Here is a 22,993-nt window from a genome sequence, read left to right on the forward strand (position 1 = left end):
TATAATCTATTTTAACGTAAAAATCATAATATAGTATAGCTTACTATATTATTTTCTTATAAATATATATCAGAAAATTCAATATTGATTTTTTCTTTATGTACAGCTATAATCTCATTACTTTCATTTATAACATTGTCCATAATTTGTTTTACTGGAAGGGATACGCTAAATTTACTTCCCTGACCATATTCACTTTTTACACTTATTTTTCCACCATGCATTTCTACAAGTGATTTTACTAAAGAAAGTCCAATTCCACTACCTTCATGATTTCTTGTAAATGACTTATCAACTTGTACAAAACGTTCAAATATATCTTCTAATTTATCCTTTTTTATACCTATTCCTGTATCTGTAACCGTAATTACAACATCCGTTCCCATATCATTTATATCAACCCAAATTGAGCCACCTTTTTCTGAAAACTTTACGGCATTGGATAATAAATTTAACATTATTCTTTCAATTTTTTCAATATCACAAGCTATGAACTTTTCTTCTATGTCCGTATCAAATATTATACTTATGCCTCTACTTTTTATGTAATTTGCAGCTGACTGTGTTATATCCTCAACTACTGAAACTATATCTCTATTTTCAAAATCTGCTTTTAAATATCCTGAATCTATTTTATTCATATCAATTAAATTATTGACAAGTTTTAATAGTCTAAAACAATTTTGCTTCATAACATCAAAATAGTTACTTGTGTCTTTTCCAATAATTTTTATTGAGCCATCTTTAATTAAAAGATTAAATAACTGAAGGGTACTTAATATAATATTAAGAGGTGTCCTAAGTTCATGGGATATATTTGCAAAAAACTCTAATTGTTGTTGACTCTCAATTAATATCCTTTCTTTTAATCTAAGTTTCTCTGAATATTCTATTACTTCATCCTTAGCCTTTATATAATGTAAAATTATGACTACAGAAAGGCTACCAAGAAATACTATTATTCCCCATTGAGTTAAATATAACTCTGAATGCTTTTTATTAAAATTCCAATTTAATATATCAAAAATCCCAAAGGCACAAAGCATGCTAAAGCCTAAAGTAAATATTTTAATTTCAATGTCCCACTCTAAATAAGTTTTCATAATTACTATAATTGAAATTAACATACTTAATCCAAATGAACAATAATACACTGGTAAAGTTCCATTTACAGGCATAATATTTAATAAATCACATAAAAGGCTTATAACTAAAAGCATTCCATGAAAAGCTGCTGAAGTTCTAAAAATACTATGGAACTTATTATTGAGTAAATTATCTATAAACAAACTGAAAGCTACTGGCATTAAATACTGAGATATAATCTTTATGTATTCCCAAAGCTCTGGAGTATAAATAAAAATTTGTTTTATACTACCTTCAGCTATAAGCCACATTCCTGCAGTTATACAACACAAACTAAAATAAATGAATATTTTACTTTCCTTTAACTTTATAAGTGAAACAAAAAGTGCACTAAACCCTATAATTACAAACAATAATGCCACTGTAAAATTCAAAAGATTTTTTTTTATTATATTTATGATAATATTAGACCTTGAACTCAATTCAAAGTTTCTAACAACACCACTTGGTAAATCACCAACAGAACACATCTTTATATATATGTATTTATCTCCGTAATTATCTGGTAAATCTATAATATGCCAAAAAGATCCTGGTAGCTTTTTTGAATTTTTATTATTAAAGTCTCCAAAACTATATATTTTCTTACCATCAATAAAAACCTGAAAATTTTGATTATAAGTATAAAAATATACACTTGGATCTCTATAATTACCTTTTGGTAATTTAGTCCTAACCCATACAAATTTGTTAATAATAGCTTCATTAGGATTTCCAGGTACATTGAAATCTGTCCATAATTTTTTAGAATCAACTTCTTTGTATTGCCATCCAGTATTTACAGATGTTGATGCTGTTCTATATACTGTATTTTTATTTTCTACATTATAAACAGCTAAGACTATTAAAAGCATTATAATGGATACTACACAAATTGAAACCTTTTTCATGTTTACTCTCCTTCGATCTACGGCAAAAATTTTATACATTTCACTTAATTATAACAAATTTTCCTCAAATGCAACACAATATACTTATATTAACATAACCTTAATCGTATAACATGTCAAAAATTACTATTTTATGTAATCAATATATAAAATAGTAACACTCAAGTAGATAAATTTATATACTATATTATGCTTTATAAAAGCATTGTAACATTTGTCTTTATTTACAAATGTTTATAAAAATGTACACCTTAAAGGAGTGTTAACTATATGGATAATGAAGAGATTGACAGTTATAAGCCACCTAAGCCACGTAAAAAGGTTCTTCAAGTACCTGTAATCGTCGGTTGGGGTGAGAAACAGGAATTGGTAGTTAAAGTTTCTACAGTATCACCACCAAGCCCTCCTGTTTTCAGAATAAAAGATATTGATAAAACAGTTGAAATTACAAATGTTTTAATTGTACCCCCTACTTGTAAAACCGGAGATAAATGGCACGGAAAAGTTATTTTAGATGGTTTTATCGATAAAAATGTAAATTATAAAACAATAACAGATTATGAACCCGATGCTGTAAATGGTCCATTATATCACTTTACAACAAGAATAGAATTTGCTACTTTTGTTGACGTGGTTGCTGATGAACCATTTAGTGAAGACGACAATGCAGAAATATTAGAAGCTTATGTAGAAGGGGAAAAAGAAGAATTATTAGATCCTAATCCTTTGGCTGACGGTGCACCTGATTGGGCTGTAACCTATAATAGGCTCCTTGAAAAAATCATTGTAAAAATCAAGCTTAAAATTACAAAAATAGAGCATGTTCCTGTAGCTGTAGATCCTTGAATTGCTATAAAATAATGTAAAATAAAAAGCACAGCTAAAATTTTATTAACTGTGCTTTTTTATATACTACTATTTATTTTTCTTTGATATATTTTTTAATGCATCAAAATCCATATGCATTAATTGTTCTATGGAATAGCCTTCATTTTCATGAAATTGAAGTACTTCTGATTCATGCTCAGCTTTTGTGCTACTTATTTCATCCTGATTGTTTTTTTCTAATTCTATATTATCATTCTCTTCTTTTGCATTTTCATCTTCATTTTCATCTTCATCTTTTACATTTTCATTCTCATCTATTTCATAATTAAACTGTATATTTCCTGAGACTTCAATTTCATAATATGAAGAATTATGATGTTTATTCTTTAAATTAAATTTACATGTAGGTTGAAATCTTGTTTCTTCAATATGTTTTTTGTAATCATTGTCTTGAAAAAATTCACTTTGAGAAAACACTTCCAAAAAAGTTTTTCTAATGCTTTTAACTTCATATTTATTTTTTTTCTTGCTTATGCGGCTATAGAATATCAGTATATCGTACTCTCCGTAAGCAGCAATTTTTTCATCTTCTAATTCTTTAGTAAAAATATTTATAGGTTTAACTTTAGAATCTATTATGGTATTATGGTCAAAATCTTGTAGTTCTGTTACATAGGAAATTTCTTTATTAATACTTAACATAAATACAGCCTCACCTTACTCTATACTATATTTATATTTTATCCTTTATTTCGTATATTGTTACTAAGTTAACCTAATAATTGCTTTTAACTTTACATAAAAATTTCTGTAACTTTATTGAACTTATCTTTGCTTTCCTTTATTTTGAGCTCATTTCCAATTACACATAGGTAATTTTTATCCATAACATCCTTTAACATTTTGAAATAATTTCTTATATCTTCTACCTTAGTACTTAAAACTTCTTCCCTGTTTTTTTGTATATCAGCACTGCTTATTTTTCTAAAATAATTTTCATCTGCTTTTTCTCCTTTTTTTCTAGGAGTCAAAATCCTATCTAAATTTGATATGGTTCCAATAATATATTTAGTCATTTCGTAATTATCTGCATTAAAATCTTTAACAAATTTATATGCATTATCATAAATACTTAATGTTTCCTTAAGATTTGGATCTCTATAAGAGTAAAATTCACAGTTTCCACTTTGAGTTATAAGAACTCCACAGCCATAAGCTCCACCCATAACTCTTATGTTATTCCACAAGTAATTTAAATCTAAAATGTTTTTTAAAACTTCCATTTTTCCAGAATAGTTATAACCTAATTCTCTAAAGTTAAATCCCTTTGCTACGTACTGAATTTTACTTGAAGTTGTAAATCCCTCATTCTCAGCACTATTTTTTACATTAACAAGCTTTACACTACTACTTATATTATTATTTTCAATATTAAGTACCTTTAAACTTGTTTCGAATTCTTTATAAATTTCTTTTTCTCCTGTAAAACCTACAATTAAATTATCCTTATTAAAGATTAATTTGGAAACTGCTTTTAAATTTTTTCTTATCTCCTCATACCTTTTATCTATATTTTTATCAATGTCACATATGAATCTGTAAAAATCAATGCCATTTAACCTTTCATTATATTTCCCCGTACTTGAGAAATATGAACTAAGTCTTCCTACTGAAACAGAATGACCATTTTGCATTATAGCTATCTCCATTTTTGCCTTAACACCTTGTATAATTTCTTTAAGTCTTTTTTTACTTTCAAAAGAACTAGTGTTTACAATCTGATTAATAATTTCTAAAGAATCCACTATTTTATCTGAAAGTACTTTAACTTTAACAATAAACTTAGGATTATACTCATCCACTGAATCCTTATTTCCATATGCATTATTTGTAAAAGTTATATCTCCTGTCTTTATATTTATTTCATTTGAGAGTTCCCCATATTCATATTTTTCAGTATCAACTTTACCTAGAACTTCCGAAAGCAGTGAAAGATATTGAATTTTATCTTGCTCTGTCTTACTGGAATCAAAATACAAATTAAAATATGCTATCTTATTAGTAAATATTTCATGATATAATGTTTTAATTCCATGTATTTCTGTCTCAACTATAGGCATTTCTTCACTCTTTTTATCTATATCCTCTATATCAAGTGTAGGTATCTTTCTTATGTCTTCCGGTGAATCCTCACTTGCCTGCCTTTTCTTAAGTTTCTCAGTGTCTTCTACAAGTTTGTTTAATTCAACATTATTTAACGATTCCTTTAATTTCTTTAGTTTTTCATTTTCTGCTTTTAATGCCTTCTCTGCCACAGTTTTTGATGGTTTTACTATAACTAGACTTTCATGCTTACTATCAATAAGATATTTTTTTATCAAGCTTTCAAAATAATTTTCAGTTAATGCCTTTTTTATTTTTTGTAAAGTGGCCTCAAATTTTAAGTTTATAAGTGGATTTTCATCATAAAGCCAGCTATCCATTGCCTTTATACTATAGATAAGACCTTTCGGCATATTCCCGAAATCAGCCTCCCTAAGTTGAAATTCCTTAACGTTTATTGCCGCCTCTATAAGTTTTTTATCTATTCCATCATCCACTAAATTTTTAAGTGTTTCAAATACTATTTTCTTAAATTGCTCTTTTTTATCTTCGTTTGAATTTTTCACTATTATACCGAAATAGGGTTGTATTATACTATTGTCATAAATTCCATATACATCTTTTCCTATATTAGCGGCTAATAATGCTTTTTTTAATGGTGCTGCACTACTTTCCATCAATAAATATTCAATTATATCAAAAGCAAGATATGTTTCTGGATTAGTTGATCTTGAAACAGCAAAATTCAAACTTAAATATGTCTTATCTTCTTCCGATTCTCCTTGGAGTATTGGATATTCTTCAACAACTTCTTTACTCGTACCAATAGGCTTTTGTATTTCTATTTTAGAATCAACTTGTATTTTTTCATAAGAATTTAAATATTCCTTATCTAGATATTCTAACTTTTCGTCTAAATTCATATTTCCATATAAATATATATAACTATTAGCTGGGCTATAATATTTTTTATGTGCCTCGATAAAGTTTTTATACGTTAAATCAGGGATGTTCTCTGGATCACCACCTGATTCGAATCCATAAGCAGTATCTGGAAAAAGAGAATTTTGTATCTTTCTCATAAGAATTCCATCTGGAGATGAAAAAGCTCCCTTCATTTCATTGTAAACAACACCCTTGTAAGTAATTTCTTTATCTGCACTGTCAAGTTCATAATGCCAGCCTTCTTGCTTAAAAATTTCTTCGTATTTATATATATTTGGATGAAATACTGCATCCATATAAACTCCAATTAAATTTACAAAATCCTTATCATTTTTACTTGCAACTGGATACATAGTTTTATCACTAAAAGTAAACGCATTTAAAAATGTATTCAAAGATCCCTTTAAAAGTTCTACAAATGGTTCCTTAACAGGATATTTTGATGACCCACACAATACAGAATGCTCTAAGATGTGAAAAACTCCCGTACTGTCCTTAGGAGGTGTTCTAAAGCTAATAGAAAAAACCTTGTTATCTTCATCATTATCTAAGTGTATTAATTTTGCTCCACTTTTTATGTGCTCAAACATAAGTGCTTTTGATTTTATTCCATTGATATCTTCTTCTTGTAAAAATTTAAAACCATGATAAACCTCGCCATTTTTAAAACAACTCATAATTAATCTCACCCACATTTCATAATATTTTTACATTTTAATTCCTTATATAAATATATTACTATATTTTGGGTCATTAAATAAACACTCTTTTCTCAATAATTAATATTATCCACAATAAAAACTGTACCATATCCTAAGTTTTTTATAAATTAACTAACCTTAGGCTATGATACAGTTTTTACACTTCTATGAATTTTATGAGTAACTAAACGCACACGTTAACATAAATATCATTATGTGTTCTTTGATTATTCTTTAGATGATTTTCTTGAACGTAATTCAGCTATTATTTCAGAGAATTTCGCATCAGAAAGATTATATAATACACCTAATACAATAGCAGCCATTAAAAGCGCAAAAGCTGGATACAATAAAAGTAATCCCTTTATTCCAAGCAAAGCGTGTGCACTTTGTTTAGCATTAGCAACATAACCAACTACCCCTAGCCCTACACCTGCTAAAGCACCTGCTATGGATTGAGCAATCTTTCTTGAGAAATTGAAAACTGAATAAGTAATTCCTTCTCTTCTCTCTCCAGTTTTCCATTCACCATAGTCAATTGCATCAGAAACAAAAGCCCATGTAATAGCATTTGGTATGCTTATACCTACAAATGCTATAGCTGCAAGTATTATAAATATAACAAAATGAGTTCCTGGAAGTAAAAAGTTTATAGTATCAGCTATAACACTCATTGAGAATCCTATAATTGTAGTTTTCTTTTTCCCAAATTTTTTAACAAGTTTAGGAACAAAAGAAACACCTGCTACAGCACATCCAATAGTAAAGAAATTTACATATGCGACAAGTCTTGCATTACCTAAATTGTATTTGCAATAATAAACAATCATTGCAGTCTTAATATTATAAGCAGAAATAGAGAATATTGTCATAAGAATCAATGTAAGTAGTGCTCTATTATGAACAATTGCATTTGCTAGTGTACGTGGTGTTATTTTTTCTTCCTTCTTAGGATCATGAATTACAACTTCTGTTGTATTTTTATAAGTTGTATAGAAAGCACAGACACCTATAAATCCCATTACTGCTGTAATTATAGGATATCCTATTCTTGGATTACCAAACAAAGTTACAAGTGGTATAAATACTACACCAGTTATCAATAATGCAGCTGATGATCCTACTTGTCTAAATGTTGCTAATAAAGTTCTCTCCTGAGTATTCTGAGTTATAACAGATCCAAGTGATCCGTATGGAACATTAGTAAATGAATATAAAAGTCCCCATAACATATATGTTGCATAAGCAAATATTAATTTTGATCCTGGTGTTTTAGCAGGATTTGTAAATGTAATAACTGTCATAATTGCTAGTAAAATGCTTGAAAAAAACATTACTGTTCTAAATTTTCCATGTTTGTCTGGTTTTCTTGAATCTATTAATGTTCCTGCTAATGGATCCATAAAAGCATCAAATATTTTTGTAAATAAGAAAATGCCTCCTGCTGCCGAAGCTGCTATCCCTACAACATCAGTATAAAACTGGAGCAAATACGCCTGTCCTAGATCAAACATAAACCCATTTCCAAAATCTCCTAATCCATATGAGATTTTTTCCTTTAAAGTTAACTTTTTGTCACCCTTATCTACCTTATTTCCCTTATTTTCCATGTAATAATCCCTCCATAAGTTTTTTTATTTGCATCTAAAATTTCATGCCTTGCTTAACAAACGATTACATGTATACTTATATTTCCCCCTCCATTCTGTTTTGAACACGATAACAAATTTTACAATCCTTTATTGTAGTTACTTATACAATATAGACGGACAAGTTTGTGTAACGTATAATAATTTGTCGTTATTTTTGGAAACGTTAACAATGTTTCTTTTTTTATTATACCCTATTTGGGGTTTATTTCAATAGTTTTTTGTTTATTTATCAATTTTTTATTTTTTTCTTTGTTAACGTTAAAAAGCTATAAGCAATTTTCTGCTTATCATCAATATAGCCAGTTTCTTCATCTTCTATATCCCACTCAGAATATTTTAATTCTTTAAAAAAAGTATCTGCGTTAAATGTTTTGAAAATTTTTGTAAGATATATTTTATTACAATATGGAAGCAAAAGCTTATAAATTTCTCCTCCACCTATAACAAAATATTGCTTTTTCTCTTCTAAAGAATTTAACAACTCTTCCAAAGAATGTACAACAATAACCCTGCTGTCTTGTGATTTATAATCCAAATTTCTAGTTAGTACAATATGTTGTCGTCCTTGTAATATGTTAGGAAGTGATTCAAAAGTTTTCCTTCCCATGATTATAGTGTTTCCATATGTTATTTTTTTAAACCTCTTAAGATCTTTGGGAAAATGTACTAATAATGAATTATCTTTTCCTATGGCAAAATTATTAGCAATGGCCACTACAATATTTAACATTTATAAAACCACCTTATCTCAATATGTTTTCTATCTCATCTATAAAGCTATCACTAGCTCCCCAATCAAATTTTAAAAACACCCCTTCTGAACTTGCTGTTGATATTACTCTTATGTTTGTTTTACCATAAAGATTGTCAGCTATAACAACCAAAGCTACTCTATTTTTAACTCTGAAAAAATACTTTTCATAAACTAATGTTCCTATATATTTTTTATCATCAACTTGATGAAACTCTTCATGTATCAAGTCTGCATCAAGATTGTTTTTAATTTTTGTTAAAACATCATTGGGCAATAAATCTACAGTTAAATCTTTTTTACTCATCAATTCCACCTCCAAATTTATATCATACATCATATTAATTTAATATGTTTAATTATAACATTATATTGAAATTAATGTTATATTAACCTAAATATATAATCAAAAATCACAGTCATTTTTCCCATTATTTAACATGTATTTAACTATAATTTAATCCTAATAATTAATATATATGCTATCTTTATGTATGAGAAAAATCAAGTGAGGGGATAATATTGTTTAAATTAACTAAATCTCGAAAATGGATGTCAAAGCTTCTAGTCGCACTAATCATAATTTCCAATTTTCTAAACGGATTTCCTACAGCCATGTATGCTACTACAATTAACAAAACCTTCGATCTTGTTGAAATTACAGATTTTCATGGGGCACTTCAAGACACAAGTAACCCAACAAATCCTGTAGCTGCAGTGCTAGGAAATCGAATTAAAGCTGTTAAGTCTACTAATCCAGATACTATTATTTTTGGAGGTGGAGATTTATACCAAGGAACAGCCACATCCAACATTCTAAAAGGTGTTCCAGTCCAGCAGGTTATGAGCAATCTAGGTATGGATTTTACGGCCTTAGGCAATCATGAATTTGATTGGGGATTAGATACAATAACAAATACTACAATGAAGAATGCTTCCTACAACATAATATGTGCAAATTTATATAATAAAAATTCAGATGGCACAAATGGAAAGCGAGTTTTTAATCCTTATAAAATTATTACAAAAGACGGTGTAAGAATTGCCTTTATAGGAGCAATTACAAATGATACACCAAACATTGTTATGCCTGCCTATGTTTCCAATAAAAATTTTACAGATGTTGCATCAGAAATTAACAATGTTGCAAAAGATATTAAAAATAACAACAAAGCAGATATTGTTATAGCTGTAATTCATGAAGGTGGCGACACCCTAGACAGTATAGTGAATAAGCTTTCCAATGTAAATGCAGTATTCGGAGGACATTCACATACAATAGAAGAAAAATTAGTTAATGGTATACCTGTTGTAAATTCTAATTGTAGCGGAAAAGGTTACGGAGATTTAAAAATGACAATCACCTCTGACAATAAAGTTAGTTTTCCAAACGTTACTTCAAGTTACATTGCTTTAGACAATAAAAATGGTTATAAAGCTCCCAATCCTGTAATTGATACGAGTATACAAAAAATAGTTGATACTGCTAATGCTTCCATTGGTTCAACAACTAATAAAGTTATTGGAAACATAAGCTCTGATTTAAATAGAAATCAAGATCAACAGCCTTATGGTGAATCAAAATTAGGAAATTGGGTAGCAGATGTAGTAAAAAATTATGCAAAAGCAGATATTGGTGTTACCAATAATGGTGGTCTTAGAACAGATTTAAATAAAGGAAATTTAACCTATGGTCAACTTTATGCATTTATGCCTTTCGACAATGAAATTGATACTGTGACTGTTAAAAAATCTCAATTAAAAGCTATTTTGGAACAAGCAGTTGGAACCTATCCTGATCCAAACAATGCATCTAATACCATAGGTGGAAAAGGAATTCAAATTTCAGGAATTAAATTTACTTATACCCCATCACAGCCTTTTGGCAGTAGAGTAACAAATATCACCAAAGAGGATGGAACAGCTATTAATGATACTGACAAACTAAAGCTTGCAGGCCCAGATTTTGTTCTTACAGGTGGAGATGGTTTTACAGAATTTAATGATTCATCTATTAAAAACACTTTATTTGATACTCATAAGCTTGTTCGTGATGCTTTAGTGGAGGACGTCACAGCTAATAACACAATTAACTATGTTATGGATAATAGAATCACCCCACAAGCACAAACAAACCCAGTAGCTTCTATGAGTATATCAGATGCAAGGAAATTAACCTCTGGTAATGTTACAGTTACTGGAATTGTAACAACAATCAACGGAAGTAATATTTTTATTCAAGACAATAATGCAGGAATTTGTGTTTATAATTCTAAAGCTAAGTCTACAGTAAAAAAAGGAGATCAAATTCAGGTTACAGGTCCACTATCTATTTATAACAATCTCTTAGAAATCACACCACAGGATGCTAGTAAAGTTGCTACTTTAAGTACAGGAAATACAGTAAATCCTAAAGCAGTTAATATAGCAGACATTAACGAAAGTTTAGAAGGTCAGTTAGTAGAATTAAATAACGTAACACTAAGCACTTATGATGCATCAGCTGATTCCACAATAAATGATTCTACTGGAAGCATTGACATCTATAAAATGCCAGCTTTAAATGGAATTTCTGCTAATGATAAAGTAAATGTTATAGGCGTAGTTTCACAATATCAAACAAATTATGAACTTATTGTAGACCAGCCTTCAAACGTAACAAAGGTAAGTAGCGGCGGTAACCAAACAAATAATTCCTCAACTATTTCAATAATGGCAACAGCAGATATACATGGACATGTGCTTAACTATGACTATGCAACTGACAAAGCACCTTCAGCATCGGTAGGTTTAGCCAAAGTATCAACTTATGTAAATAGTGTAAGAAATACAAATCCAAACACTATGCTAATAGATGATGGTGATACTATTCAAGGAACACCTCTTTCCTATTATTTTGATAAGATAGACACCACATCTGAATACCCCTTAATGAAGGTAATGGGTTCCATGAAATATGATACTTGGACTCTTGGAAACCATGAATTTAACTACGGCCTACCAACATTAAATAGAGTTATAGATGATGCTAAAAAAGAGGGTATTAGTGTATTGTCAGCAAACACTTATAACAGTGATAATACAAACTTTGTTAAGCCATATTATATTAAGAGCTTTAATGTTAATGGAAAAACAATTAAAGTAGGAATCCTAGGCCTTACAACAAAATGTATACCGGATTGGGAAGATCCTTCTCATTATGCAGTTCTTCATTTTAATGATTTGGTAAGTGAAGCAAAATTATGGGTACCAAAGGTTAAAGCTGCTGGGGCAGATGTAATTATTGTAGCTGCACACAGTGGAGAAGAAAGTGCATCTGACGTTATACCTGAAAATCAAGTAAAAGCTATAGCTACTCAAGTTTCAGGAATAGACGCCATAGTGGCAGGACATGTTCATAACACAGTAAATGATTTAAGTTTAAAAAATCCAAATGGTAAAGTTGTACCAGTAGTTGAACCAAATAAATGGGGAGCCTACGTTTCTCAAATAGATATAGACATTGATGCAAATGGTACTTTTACTGGCTTAAATACAAAAAATATTCAAATGAATAATACTATTGCTGAAGACCCTAAAGTAGTTCAGTTAATTCAGCCCTACCAAGATAAAACTTTAAGTTATACACAAACTAAACTTGGAACTTCAACTGGAGAATTTAAAGGTGATTCTCAAACTACAGGACCAACTCCAATAATGGAATTAATTAACAAGGTGCAAAAGGATGCAGCAGGTACCGAGCTTTCAATAGCAGCACCGTTAAGTTCATCAGCATATATTCCAAAGGGTGATGTAACTATAAAGGATATTATGTCTGTATATGTTTATGAGAATTATTTGTATGGAGTAAAAATGACTGGTAAACAGTTAAAAAATTGGATGGAGTTTTCTGTAAGATATTACAAGCAAGTAATGAATGCAAGTGATCCAATTACTAAAGACTCTACCTTAAACGTTCCAGATTATAATTTAGACCAATTATATGGCGCAACCTATGATGTAGATTTAACACAACCAGCATGTACTGTAGATTCAACTACGGGAAGGGTACTTTCCGGTAACAGGATAAAAAATTTAAAAATAAATGGAGTATTAGTTAAGGATACAGATTTATTTACTGTTGCTATTAATGACTACAGATACAATGGTGGTGGTGGATTTATGAAGGCAGCTGGATTAAGTAATACGGATCCTAGTATTGTAACCTACAGTTCTGCTAAGTCCCTAGGTGATGACTGCCAAGTGAGAAGTCTTATGATGAACTATATTTCAAATAATAAGACAATAACTCCAGACTGTTCAAACAACTGGAAGGTATATACAACTCCTGTAACTGAAGAAACAGATACTAACCCCGTGACACCTCTTCCTATTACACCAATAGCACCAACGCCAGTTACCCCAGCACCAATAAGTCCTGCTCCATTAAACCCTGGACAAAATCAGGCACCTACTGGTGTAAATAATTCAGTAGCTTCGGCGGTTCAAGACGCTAAACAAAATAATATCGGAGTTCAAAAACTACCCCAAACAGGTTCAGCAATTGATTCTTTGGTCTTAATTGAGTTTGGAACCTTAGCCTTAGGTTTAGGGGTAATTATGCTAACTGTCTATAAAAAAAGAAGCAAAAAAGCAGCTTAATAATAGGATTTAAATCATTGACATGTTGTTTTATAGATAAGTAACAATATATATTAATTTTTAAGGGGCTGTCGCATTAGCATAAAAAAATATACTAACGCGGCAGAGTTTTTTATATTTTAAAATTAGGCACTTTTTTTAAGTGAGAAAAGATGTGTTTCAGTTCTATCTGACTGAATTTTATTATGTACCTTATTTATATTATGGGCCATGGTGTTCTTGTGATTGCAGTTGCTACAGTCCTCAGAAATATATATTGTTTTTTCGCTTATATAACCAGTCTTACTTTTTCTTGTTTTTCATATTTCATAATTTGCTAGTTTAATATATGATAAATTCCCATTCTCTTTAATATAAACATAATTTTCTTCATTCTCATAAAAGTTGCATCATTATCAGTTTTTGAATAGCTATTACGCTTACCGCAGGTATGGATTTTCTATGTATATTCTTTAAGCTTATTAAGATATTCCTCAAGCTTTTCAATAGAACGTTGAACTTGATTTTTTCTTTTGCCACATCCATATACAAATTCTATATTTTCTTTCTGTTTTAAAGCGTAAAGCTTCTTGCGGAGCTTTTTTATATGCTTCATTTTTACTACATTTTCATACACAAGTTTTAATCCATATATTTCTTCACATTCAGCTAATTTGCAAAGTAGTCTTTCTAAATTTTTAGATACTCATTTTTTCCACCGTTTAAAGTATAATTTTGTGTGAATTAATATGTTTGATCATATATTAATTTTACTATAAATCTTTCAATCCTCCGAGTGGGAGATTTATTTTTATGCAAAGAAACTGTCACACTAATTTTTTAGTTCGACATCCTCTTAATTTGACTTTAAAGAACATTAGGCACATTCTAAAAAAATAATTAATAAGCTTTTGTCTTTCTTTTCTTGCCTATGACTGTGCTATTAGTCCCGAATAAAATTCTTTTAAGTTTACACCAGATTCCTTTTTCATCTCTTCTTCCACAAACTCATTTATTTCTTTGTTTATTTCACAATATCTTTTATATTCTTCACTTAAAATCCCTAAATATTCTTCAAATATATTGTTTGATAGTCCAGCACCTTTTAACATGTCTTTAGATTGTACGGACGCTTGAACAATCTTTTTCTTTAATTCTTTATTTCCATTTATTAATTTGAATGATTGCATAGCAGTTCTTTTACGTTCTTCTTTTAGCTTAGCAATATCCCCATTTAAAATCTTTAACTTATCATTTTTTGCTTTTTCTTTAAAATCTTCTATCTTAGATTTATCCATATTCTTTATCTGGTTAAGAGCCGGATGATTTTCATAAACTTCATTTAATTCATCTAAAAACTCTACAAGCTTTAGCCAAACTTCTTTCTTTTCATCCATATCTATTGTTATGTTTAAAAAAGGTTCATACAAACTTACAACTAGTTCGCCATAGTTACCCGGGAAAATTCTAAGCAGTGTTTCAGAAACAAATTCTTTCTTTTCTGCCATAGAATATTCTAAAGTTTCTCTTAAGGTTTTAACCTGCTCTCCAATAGTATCATAGTCCTGCAAATCTTTATTTATAATAGTACCGATAACAAGTCTAGTCTTTTCTAAATTACCAATTGATTCATTTATTTTATTTAAAGTGCCTCTAAGGACACCCTTTAGCGTCTTATTTCCTTCTAGCATACCCTTTATTTCACTTATTGGAATATCTATAATTCTTAATGATGCAATTAAATTAAGTCTTACAATATCAACATCAGTGTACTCTCTATATTTGTTTTCATTATTTTTCGCTGGACTAATTAGTCCTTCACTCTCATAATACTTGATAGCCTTTTTGGTTAATCCAGTTTTTTCAGATACAACTTTAATGTTCATAAACAATACCTCCATAAAATTAAATATTAGCTAATCTTTAATCTTAGTGTAATGGTGCCTGTAAGGTACAAGTCAATTGTTTTTTAGCTTTAATATTCTGAATTTATTAAATAATAGCATAAACTCCAAGTAAAATTACACTAACCACAGCAAATCCAGTTGTTTTCCAATATTTATAGTATATTGCTTCTGAAATAGCATATATAGAAAACAGTATTAATGAAACAAGTATTGCTAAACTGAAATAACTATGAAATATATACGAAATTGATGAAACCATAAAAAACATAACACCTGCTAAAAACATACATGCAACTTTTATTTTCATCATCTTATCTGATGCATAATTAGGTAATTCTTGATGTTGTCTTCTAGCTAAATTTATTCCGTTCTTCTTTAACAGATACGATGCATTGGCAATAATTTGACCTGTGCCAAAAGCTAATAAAAATGCTCTAAAAATTTCTTCTTTCCAAGTTACCATTTTGCCCCTCCGATAAATTTTTATTAATATGTTTCAGTGATTCATATAAATCTTCTACATTTTTATCACTTAATCCTTTTAAAGCCTCTTCTGTAACATTTTCAACTATTAAATCAATTTCTTTTACTGCATCTTTTGCCTTTTCAGTTAAACTGATTACATAAGACCTCCTATCATTTTTATCAACTAACTTATTAATATATTTCTTTTCATATAGGTTTAAAATAACAGCTCCTGCAGTTGCCCTATCCGAATTTAACTCATATGCAATTTCAACTTGGGTTAACTGAGTTTTATTAAATAACAACTTTATAACAGCCCATTGTGATGTTGTAAGATTATATCTTTCTAAACTTTTATCCATTTTTCTCTTAATTAATCTAGCACTCGTATTAAGTAAATATCCTAAAATATTTTGTATTTCCACGTAACCACCCTCTTAGTTAATAATAGGAATATATATTGTATGTATACTTACTATTATATATCAGGAATTTTTCCTGTCAATACTTAATATGTTAATTAAAGGATATTCATGGTGTAATTATTTTTTAAATATTTGTAGTACCCACGTAAAGTTAACTATATTCTCATACTTAACTTCACATCCTAACTTCTCTGCGTAATCCACAATTTCTTCAATGTCTGTATAATATTCGTCCTCAATTATATCCCATAAATCTTTTCTGTCATTTTCAAGAAAATACTCCTTTTGTTTTATACGCTCTGTCCAATTTAAAAACATTAAATCTGCAATGATGATAGTACCTCCATTTTTTAGATACCTTAGTAATAAATTTATTGCCATATGCTTTTCTATTAAGTTCAAGTGATGAAATGCAAAGGTTGATGTAACGACGTCAAATTGATTTTCTATAAATGGCTCATCTAAAAAGTTTCCTAACCTCAATTTTACATTTGGATATTTGTTCTTTAATTGTAAAAGCATTTCTATGCTTTGATCCACTCCTGTAAATTCTATATTATTTTTCAATTTTCCATACAAATTTCCTGTACCACACCCAATATCTATTATCTTCAAAGCGTTGTTGTTAGATATTAATTCTGCTACGTGTTCTAATACAAAATCATAATTTTCAAATAGGTTTAAATCATTTCCCACCTTATCCTTAATTGAAACATCGTAATTTTTTGCCCATGTATCAAATCCCCATTTATCTAGCCACTTACATCTTTTTTCGCTATTTTCACTCAAGCATTTGTCTATTTTATTAAAGTATTCACTATAATTAGTAACTTCATATGTATTTAATACTTCATTTACACTTTGCTGTAAAGTAATTTTGATATTAATTAGCTCATTAATCTTATTATCAACAACTTTTAGTTGAAAGTCTAACGCACGTATTATTTTATTGTCATCTTCACATTCTTTGTTCAATAATTGCTTAATGTTCTTTAATGGAATTCCCATTTCCTTTAAGACAATTAGCTGCCTTAATTTCAATATATCATCTTCACTGTAATTCCTGTAGTTGTTTTCATCCCTTTTGGGAACAACAATACCCAAATCCTCATATATTCTCAATGCTTTTTGAGAAATATTAAATTGCTTGTAAACAGTTTTTGTATTCATTTATAATCACCTCAATAAAAATATAAACCCTGCCCCTTAGGCAAGGTCAATACTATTTATTCATATTTAAAAACACTAATCATATAATCTTCTTCTGGAAAATCACCACAATAACAAAATCCAGTATTAATATAAAATTTCTTTAATTTTTCATTACCTGCCCAACAATCCAAATACAATGTTTTATTTGAATTTCGAGCTAATGTATGGGCATATTTAATAATTTCACATCCTATATTATTTCCTTGATATTGTGGCAATATTGCTATCCTATATAGATACATGCTACTCCATTTTATAAAATCAAATCCAGTACTATTGCCTACATCTTTTACAGAAAACACACCTATTATCTCATCATCTATAGTAACAATATATGTGTGACCTTCTTTTATTTCTAATTGAATTTCATCACACTTCCAAGGGTATTCCCACTGATTTATACCTCTATTATGTAAATTTAATGTTACGGTATTCAGTAATTGTAAAATAGAATTACTATTATTCTTTTCTGCTAATTTAACTTTAAATTTACTATTTAAGTAGTCTAGTCCTCCACCAGTAATGCATACTTCCAATTCTTTCATAACTACAAAATCACCTTTAAGCTTCAGCTTCCCTGATTTTACAAGTTTTTTTATTCTCCACAATATATATTCTTCTGTAATTCGCGATTCACTGTTTACAAGTACATTACCCATAATTCTTAATACCTTATTATATTCTCTATTACAAAATTCCAATATGTCTTTGTCAAAATAATCTTCATTTACACTATGTATTTTATCATTTTTGTATGTTCTAAGTATTGAATTTTCTTTTACCAGTCTCTCCCACTGCTTTATTAAGTTTTTATATTCTTCAGAACCTAGTTTTTCTGCCTTACTCATATAATTACCTAATTCTTGTGGTACAATTTCTCCGGCTGATCGTACAAAAACTACCCCATCCTTCTTTTTTATAAATATATTTGATACATTAACATTATAAACATTTATTAATTTATCCTTTAACAAATTCATAGTACAAAGCATTCCACATGTTTCCTCATCACATTTTCCATACCATAGATATACAATGTCCGTTTCACTTATTTCAGAAATATCATTATAGAACTTATCATAATTTTCTTCTATTCCATCTATATTTTCACATATATCTATATCGTCTCCATTTATTTGTCCCCACCATTTTTTTCTGTCATCTAGTTTATTAAGATTCCCTAATCTTCCAATTGAAAGATTGTCATATAATGCTATAATTTTATTTCCGGCAATGTATTTTTTTATATTAACAGCGTACTTAAAACTTCCCTCTGCACTTTTTGAAAAAACTATATGAATTATTTTACTCATAATTAATCAACTCTCTTCCATATTATTTGTTGATAAAAGTGTTTAATAGGTTTAAGTTATATTAATATGTTATACATGGGATAACGATTTCTAAGTTTCAGATGTAATAAAAGCCCCTGTTTTTTTAGGGACTTTTATTTTTATAAAATTACTATTATTTAAATACCTTAACACGTTCTTCTAATGGATTAAATTGTTTTTCATCTGGCTGTGCTGTTGGTTTTCCAAAAGGCATTTGTCCTATTAGCTTCCAGTTATCTGGTATATTCCATTCACTCTTGATATCATTTTCTATAAGTTCATTATAATGTTGTAATGATGCACCAAAACCTTCAACTTCAAGTTCAGTCCATACTACAAATTGAAGCATTCCACTTGATTGCTGAGACCATATTGGAAAGTTATCTTTGTAAAGAGCAAATTGTTCTTGAAGACTTTCAATTACACTGTTATCTTCAAAGAATAAAACAGTACCATATCCATTTTTAAATGAATTTATTTTATCTTCAGTAGCACTAAATTGATCAGCAGGAACAATCTTTTTTAGAGCTGCCTTCGTAATTTCCCATAACTTATCGTGATGATCTCCTAATAATAAAACTACTCTAGCACTTTGTGAATTAAATGATGATGGAGTATACTTTACTGCCTCTTCAACAATTTCTTTAATTCTCTCATCTGAAACTACTGCCTCTTTACTAATTCCATAAAATGTACGTCTATCTGTTAATGCAGCCAAAAAATCTTTTTTCATATTACCATTCCTCCAATTTATAATATCATTTTAGTTATCTGCAAATACCTCTTAATTTATTTGCTTTTTCAATAAATAAGTTATGTAAATTATATTGTAATTCCATAAACTTATGATGTTTATATTATTTCTTCGTAAGTTACATTTAGTAATTAACTTTAAATTTATTATTACATAATTATATTTATTAGTCAATACTTTTATTTAAAATTTTTTTAATATTTATATAAAAACAAAAAGGCCACGTATCTAGTTTTATTAAAGCCAAATCCGTGGTTGTATTATAATAATTTAATAAATCTTTTTTGATTTTTGTCATTAATATATCCGTGTTTTTCATAAAATTTATGTGCGTCTAGTCTATTAATACTAGATGACAATCTAATAGCTGAATAACCTTTCACACTTGCCCAATCTTCAAGATACTGAATTAGTTTATTACCTATTCCAATATTTCTATATGCCTCTTTAACTACAAAACCCAAAATATTTATCAATGAATCTGAATAAAGTAATTCGTAAGCACTACCATGAATATATCCAATAATTTTATCTTTTAACTCCATCACAAAAATAACATCCTTGGTATTAGTCAATATAAATTTAATTCTATCTTTAACTTTTTCTTCTTGGTATTCATAGCCTAATTCCTTATTTAGTAAATAAACATCTTTAAAATCGTCAACTTTCATTTCCCTAATTTTAATATTTTCCAACTTATAACCCCCTACAACACTTCATAATATATGTTAATACTATTGCATTTTAGTTTTTATGAACAGTACCACAACTCTCATAATTTAGTGTATGAGTGGTTAATTTTATCGTCTGGATTTCATACTTTTATAATATAGTAGAATCAGTGCCCTAATTGTTTTATCATTATATATTCTTAATTGAAATTTCCCATAATACTTTCTTACTGTTGTACCTATCAATTTCAGTTTCATTTATGTATTGAATGTCCCACTCCTTAAAAAGTTCTCTCAATTGGGCTTCATTAAAAAATCTCTTTAATTTACCATCAATATTATAAAAGTTTTCTTCTATTTTCACTCCTTGTCCAGCGCCATAATTTGTGTCATTTGTTGAATTAACTCTACACAATAAGACACCTTCCTTCATTAACACTCTACTTATCTCATTTAATATTTTTTCAGTTTCAACCCATTGAAAATAATGTAATGAAAGATCTGAGATAATTATTTTCGCAAAGTTATCTTCGAATGGTAGTCCGCCTCTTAAATCAAAACATTTAACACTTAGATTATCAAAAAAGCCACTTAGCCTCTCTAATGCTTTCTCTGAAAAATCACAAGAAATCACTTCATATCCTCTCTCTTTGAGATAAAGAGTATCATTCCCAGATCCACATCCTAGATCAATAATAGGGGTGTCCTTTGATTCAATTAATATATTTTTATATTTATCTAACCATAGATCATATTTAAGTTTTCTATCTGAATTTGAAGCATATATTTTATTCCAATAATCTTTTTGTAGATTCATGCATATATATCTCCTTTAAAATTTAATTTATAACTTCTAAAACAAGAATTAATATTTATTTTCAATCCAAATAAAATGGCACTTACTATCTACTTTTTCTATTATACCATCGTTTGCAAGTGCAGTTTTTATTGATGTAACATTATGGTTATGAACCATAAGTAGAAGCCTATCAATCTTCATATCCTTAGCACAATCAATAAGCATTTTCAAAAGTATTTTTCCATACCCCTTGTTTCTATAGTCAAGAAGTATAGAATATCCAATATGTCCACCGTCTTTTCTTAGTTTATCAGTTAAATAATGTCGTAATTTCCCCATTCCCACTGGTATCCCATCAATAAATAACCAGTAATTATTTTGTGGAACCATCCATTCTTCAATCCCAATACCATTAGACATATTATTGTTTTTGACTAACCATTTTTTAAATTCTTCATATGTTAACCCACTGCATCCATTTGTGAACCCATTTTCATCTTTCGGAAGTTTCTGTAACATATCGTATATATCTCTACCATCATCTGGTGACAACTTTTTCAACTCACAATTCACAACAACACCTCCATTGTATAAATAATTTTTATTTCGCAATTTCCCATAATTATAAATTATTTGATTATACAGTATATAAGTGTACAATTTAAAATATTTTATATATATTATACAAAAACTGCTTCTCTAATACTAAAATCCTTTAATTTTATATCAGTATAAGACGTATGAGATTGTACCAATAAATTTTTGCTCTTTATAGTATCTTTCTCTGTATTAAGGATTTCGAGTCATTTAAACCAATACGTATCTTTTATGGGATTTGGTGGCATTTTAAAAGCAGTATTTTTCTTATGATTACCCTTAAAAGACTCCCTAAAGAAAGCCTCGTAAACCTCTATAACGCCACCAACACTTCCAATACCCATAAAGGCTCTAATTGCGTCTAATATTTAACTTCATTTGTAACCTCTGTAGCAAATGAGCCTAACACGAATACTTCTTCAAGGTAGTTTAGTATTTCTTCTTTTCCTGCTGTTCCTAATGCGTGTATATCATGTTTTACTGACTCTACTGTTGGCATAATAAGACCTCCATAATCATTCGTATAGTCTTTTTATAACCAATTTTACAGGTTATAGTCAATTTTCAACACAATTCTTTAACATAGCCAATCTTTATTTAGCTTTAGACATTTTATGGATATAAAATCCTAAAGTTCCGAATAAAACAATGAGGAATATTATCAAAAACCATGATCCAAGTCCGGTTGACTTAGTAGCTGCAATTTGAATACTTTTCCATTCTAAGTACAAAAAAACCACTATAATTTCTGTTTTTAACAAAGCTATAAGCGTACGTGCATTTTGATATTGACTTTTCGCATTTTTCTCAGTTATAGTAACTGGATAATTAAAACATTGAGGAAACTTAGAAATAATAGTAAGAAAAATATATAGTATAGTCATTATTATTGGTAGTAATAATAGTGAACCTTTTCCGCCCCAGCTATCTATATTTCCTGAGAAGTCAAAATGTGTTGGCACCTTACTAGGTAAGTTTCCCCATGAAATTATCAAATAAGTCCAAGTTGTAATAACAGCTAGTATAGACATAACATCCATTACTTTTTCTAAATTTGACCTAGGTATATTCAATTTAGGCCTTTTATTGTTGTCATAATTAGTATTCATGCTTTTATCTCCTACCTCTGTGTATCTTTCACTCTATATTATCAAATATATATCTTATTATACCCTTTCACAGCTATAAATTAT

The 22,993-nt window shown here is 28.9% G+C and carries 20 protein-coding genes and 1 pseudogene; 2 read left to right on the top strand and 19 right to left on the bottom strand.

Annotated elements, in window-relative coordinates:
• Window positions 1-56 precede the first annotated feature (56 nt).
• A complete protein-coding gene (locus tag B8978_RS04295) occupies window positions 57-2,036 on the bottom strand; it encodes a sensor histidine kinase (protein ID WP_176212606.1) in 1,980 nt (659 codons plus the stop codon).
• Between the two features lie 270 nt (window positions 2,037-2,306).
• Between B8978_RS04295 and B8978_RS04300 the strand changes: the two genes are divergently transcribed.
• Window positions 2,307-2,882 (top strand): SPOCS domain-containing protein, encoded by a 576-nt coding sequence (locus B8978_RS04300; protein ID WP_084114095.1) that lies wholly within the window; start codon window positions 2,307-2,309, stop codon window positions 2,880-2,882.
• 69 nt (window positions 2,883-2,951) lie between these two features.
• On the opposite strand, the gene B8978_RS04305 is transcribed toward B8978_RS04300, so the two are convergent.
• From B8978_RS04305 to B8978_RS04325, 5 genes are all read right to left on the bottom strand, one after another.
• Window positions 2,952-3,566, bottom strand: a complete 615-nt coding sequence (locus tag B8978_RS04305) for a hypothetical protein (RefSeq protein ID WP_084114097.1) — start codon at window positions 3,564-3,566, stop codon at window positions 2,952-2,954.
• A 92-nt stretch (window positions 3,567-3,658) separates the two neighbouring features.
• Window positions 3,659-6,589, bottom strand: a complete 2,931-nt coding sequence (locus B8978_RS04310; protein ID WP_084114099.1) for an insulinase family protein — start codon at window positions 6,587-6,589, stop codon at window positions 3,659-3,661.
• Window positions 6,590-6,840: 251 nt separating this feature from the next.
• Window positions 6,841-8,223 carry a glycoside-pentoside-hexuronide (GPH):cation symporter gene (locus B8978_RS04315; RefSeq protein ID WP_084114101.1) on the bottom strand — a complete coding sequence of 461 codons (1,383 nt, stop codon included), beginning with the start codon at window positions 8,221-8,223 and terminating at the stop codon, window positions 6,841-6,843.
• A 271-nt stretch (window positions 8,224-8,494) separates the two neighbouring features.
• Window positions 8,495-8,995: a dihydrofolate reductase gene (locus B8978_RS04320; protein WP_084114103.1), complete on the bottom strand. Its 501-nt coding sequence runs from the start codon at window positions 8,993-8,995 to the stop codon at window positions 8,495-8,497.
• A gap of 13 nt (window positions 8,996-9,008) precedes the next feature.
• Window positions 9,009-9,323 (bottom strand): DUF6054 family protein, encoded by a 315-nt coding sequence (locus tag B8978_RS04325; RefSeq protein WP_084114105.1) that lies wholly within the window; start codon window positions 9,321-9,323, stop codon window positions 9,009-9,011.
• A 215-nt stretch (window positions 9,324-9,538) separates the two neighbouring features.
• On the opposite strand from B8978_RS04325, the gene B8978_RS04330 reads away from it, so the two are divergent.
• Window positions 9,539-13,657 carry a 5'-nucleotidase C-terminal domain-containing protein gene (locus tag B8978_RS04330; RefSeq protein WP_242950473.1) on the top strand — a complete coding sequence of 1,373 codons (4,119 nt, stop codon included), beginning with the start codon at window positions 9,539-9,541 and terminating at the stop codon, window positions 13,655-13,657.
• Between the two features lie 439 nt (window positions 13,658-14,096).
• On the opposite strand, the gene B8978_RS20455 is transcribed toward B8978_RS04330, so the two are convergent.
• The 13 genes and pseudogenes from B8978_RS20455 to B8978_RS04385 form a co-directional block, all read right to left on the bottom strand.
• Window positions 14,097-14,273 (bottom strand): hypothetical protein, encoded by a 177-nt coding sequence (locus B8978_RS20455; protein WP_341435436.1) that lies wholly within the window; start codon window positions 14,271-14,273, stop codon window positions 14,097-14,099.
• Between the two features lie 292 nt (window positions 14,274-14,565).
• Window positions 14,566-15,522: a MerR family transcriptional regulator gene (locus tag B8978_RS04340; RefSeq protein ID WP_084114107.1), complete on the bottom strand. Its 957-nt coding sequence runs from the start codon at window positions 15,520-15,522 to the stop codon at window positions 14,566-14,568.
• 106 nt (window positions 15,523-15,628) lie between these two features.
• Entirely contained in the window at window positions 15,629-16,006 is a 378-nt protein-coding gene (locus B8978_RS04345) for a hypothetical protein (RefSeq protein WP_084114109.1), read from the bottom strand.
• Entirely contained in the window at window positions 15,978-16,433 is a 456-nt protein-coding gene (locus B8978_RS04350; protein ID WP_084114111.1) for a MarR family winged helix-turn-helix transcriptional regulator, read from the bottom strand. Before B8978_RS04350 ends, B8978_RS04345 begins: the two co-directional genes overlap by 29 nt.
• A gap of 117 nt (window positions 16,434-16,550) precedes the next feature.
• The gene (locus tag B8978_RS04355; protein WP_084114113.1) at window positions 16,551-17,603 is read right to left on the bottom strand and encodes a MerR family transcriptional regulator; all 1,053 of its coding nucleotides are present in this window, start codon (window positions 17,601-17,603) and stop codon (window positions 16,551-16,553) included.
• A 56-nt stretch (window positions 17,604-17,659) separates the two neighbouring features.
• Window positions 17,660-18,958, bottom strand: a complete 1,299-nt coding sequence (locus B8978_RS04360; protein ID WP_084114115.1) for a GNAT family N-acetyltransferase — start codon at window positions 18,956-18,958, stop codon at window positions 17,660-17,662.
• Between the two features lie 154 nt (window positions 18,959-19,112).
• On the bottom strand, window positions 19,113-19,712 hold the full coding sequence (locus B8978_RS04365; RefSeq protein WP_084114117.1) for a nitroreductase family protein: 600 nt from the start codon (window positions 19,710-19,712) through the stop codon (window positions 19,113-19,115).
• 281 nt (window positions 19,713-19,993) lie between these two features.
• Window positions 19,994-20,428 carry a GNAT family N-acetyltransferase gene (locus B8978_RS04370; protein WP_084114119.1) on the bottom strand — a complete coding sequence of 145 codons (435 nt, stop codon included), beginning with the start codon at window positions 20,426-20,428 and terminating at the stop codon, window positions 19,994-19,996.
• Window positions 20,429-20,594: 166 nt separating this feature from the next.
• Window positions 20,595-21,221 carry a class I SAM-dependent methyltransferase gene (locus B8978_RS04375; RefSeq protein WP_084114121.1) on the bottom strand — a complete coding sequence of 209 codons (627 nt, stop codon included), beginning with the start codon at window positions 21,219-21,221 and terminating at the stop codon, window positions 20,595-20,597.
• A gap of 48 nt (window positions 21,222-21,269) precedes the next feature.
• Window positions 21,270-21,776: a GNAT family N-acetyltransferase gene (locus tag B8978_RS04380; protein ID WP_139795961.1), complete on the bottom strand. Its 507-nt coding sequence runs from the start codon at window positions 21,774-21,776 to the stop codon at window positions 21,270-21,272.
• 266 nt (window positions 21,777-22,042) lie between these two features.
• Window positions 22,043-22,168 (bottom strand): annotated as a pseudogene (locus B8978_RS20485) (IS1595 family transposase); the annotation flags it as partial.
• Complete coding sequence (locus B8978_RS19725) at window positions 22,162-22,299, bottom strand: hypothetical protein (RefSeq protein ID WP_176212607.1); 138 nt, start codon at window positions 22,297-22,299, stop codon at window positions 22,162-22,164. The gene B8978_RS19725 and the pseudogene B8978_RS20485, both read right to left, overlap by 7 nt.
• A 94-nt stretch (window positions 22,300-22,393) precedes the next feature.
• On the bottom strand, window positions 22,394-22,909 hold the full coding sequence (locus tag B8978_RS04385; RefSeq protein WP_084114123.1) for a DUF1648 domain-containing protein: 516 nt from the start codon (window positions 22,907-22,909) through the stop codon (window positions 22,394-22,396).
• Between the last annotated feature and the right edge of the window lie 84 nt (window positions 22,910-22,993).

Origin of the sequence: Clostridium acidisoli DSM 12555 (genome assembly GCF_900176305.1) — a bacterium.
In the GTDB taxonomy this organism is placed as follows: Bacteria; Bacillota; Clostridia; order Clostridiales; family Clostridiaceae; genus Clostridium_I; species Clostridium_I acidisoli.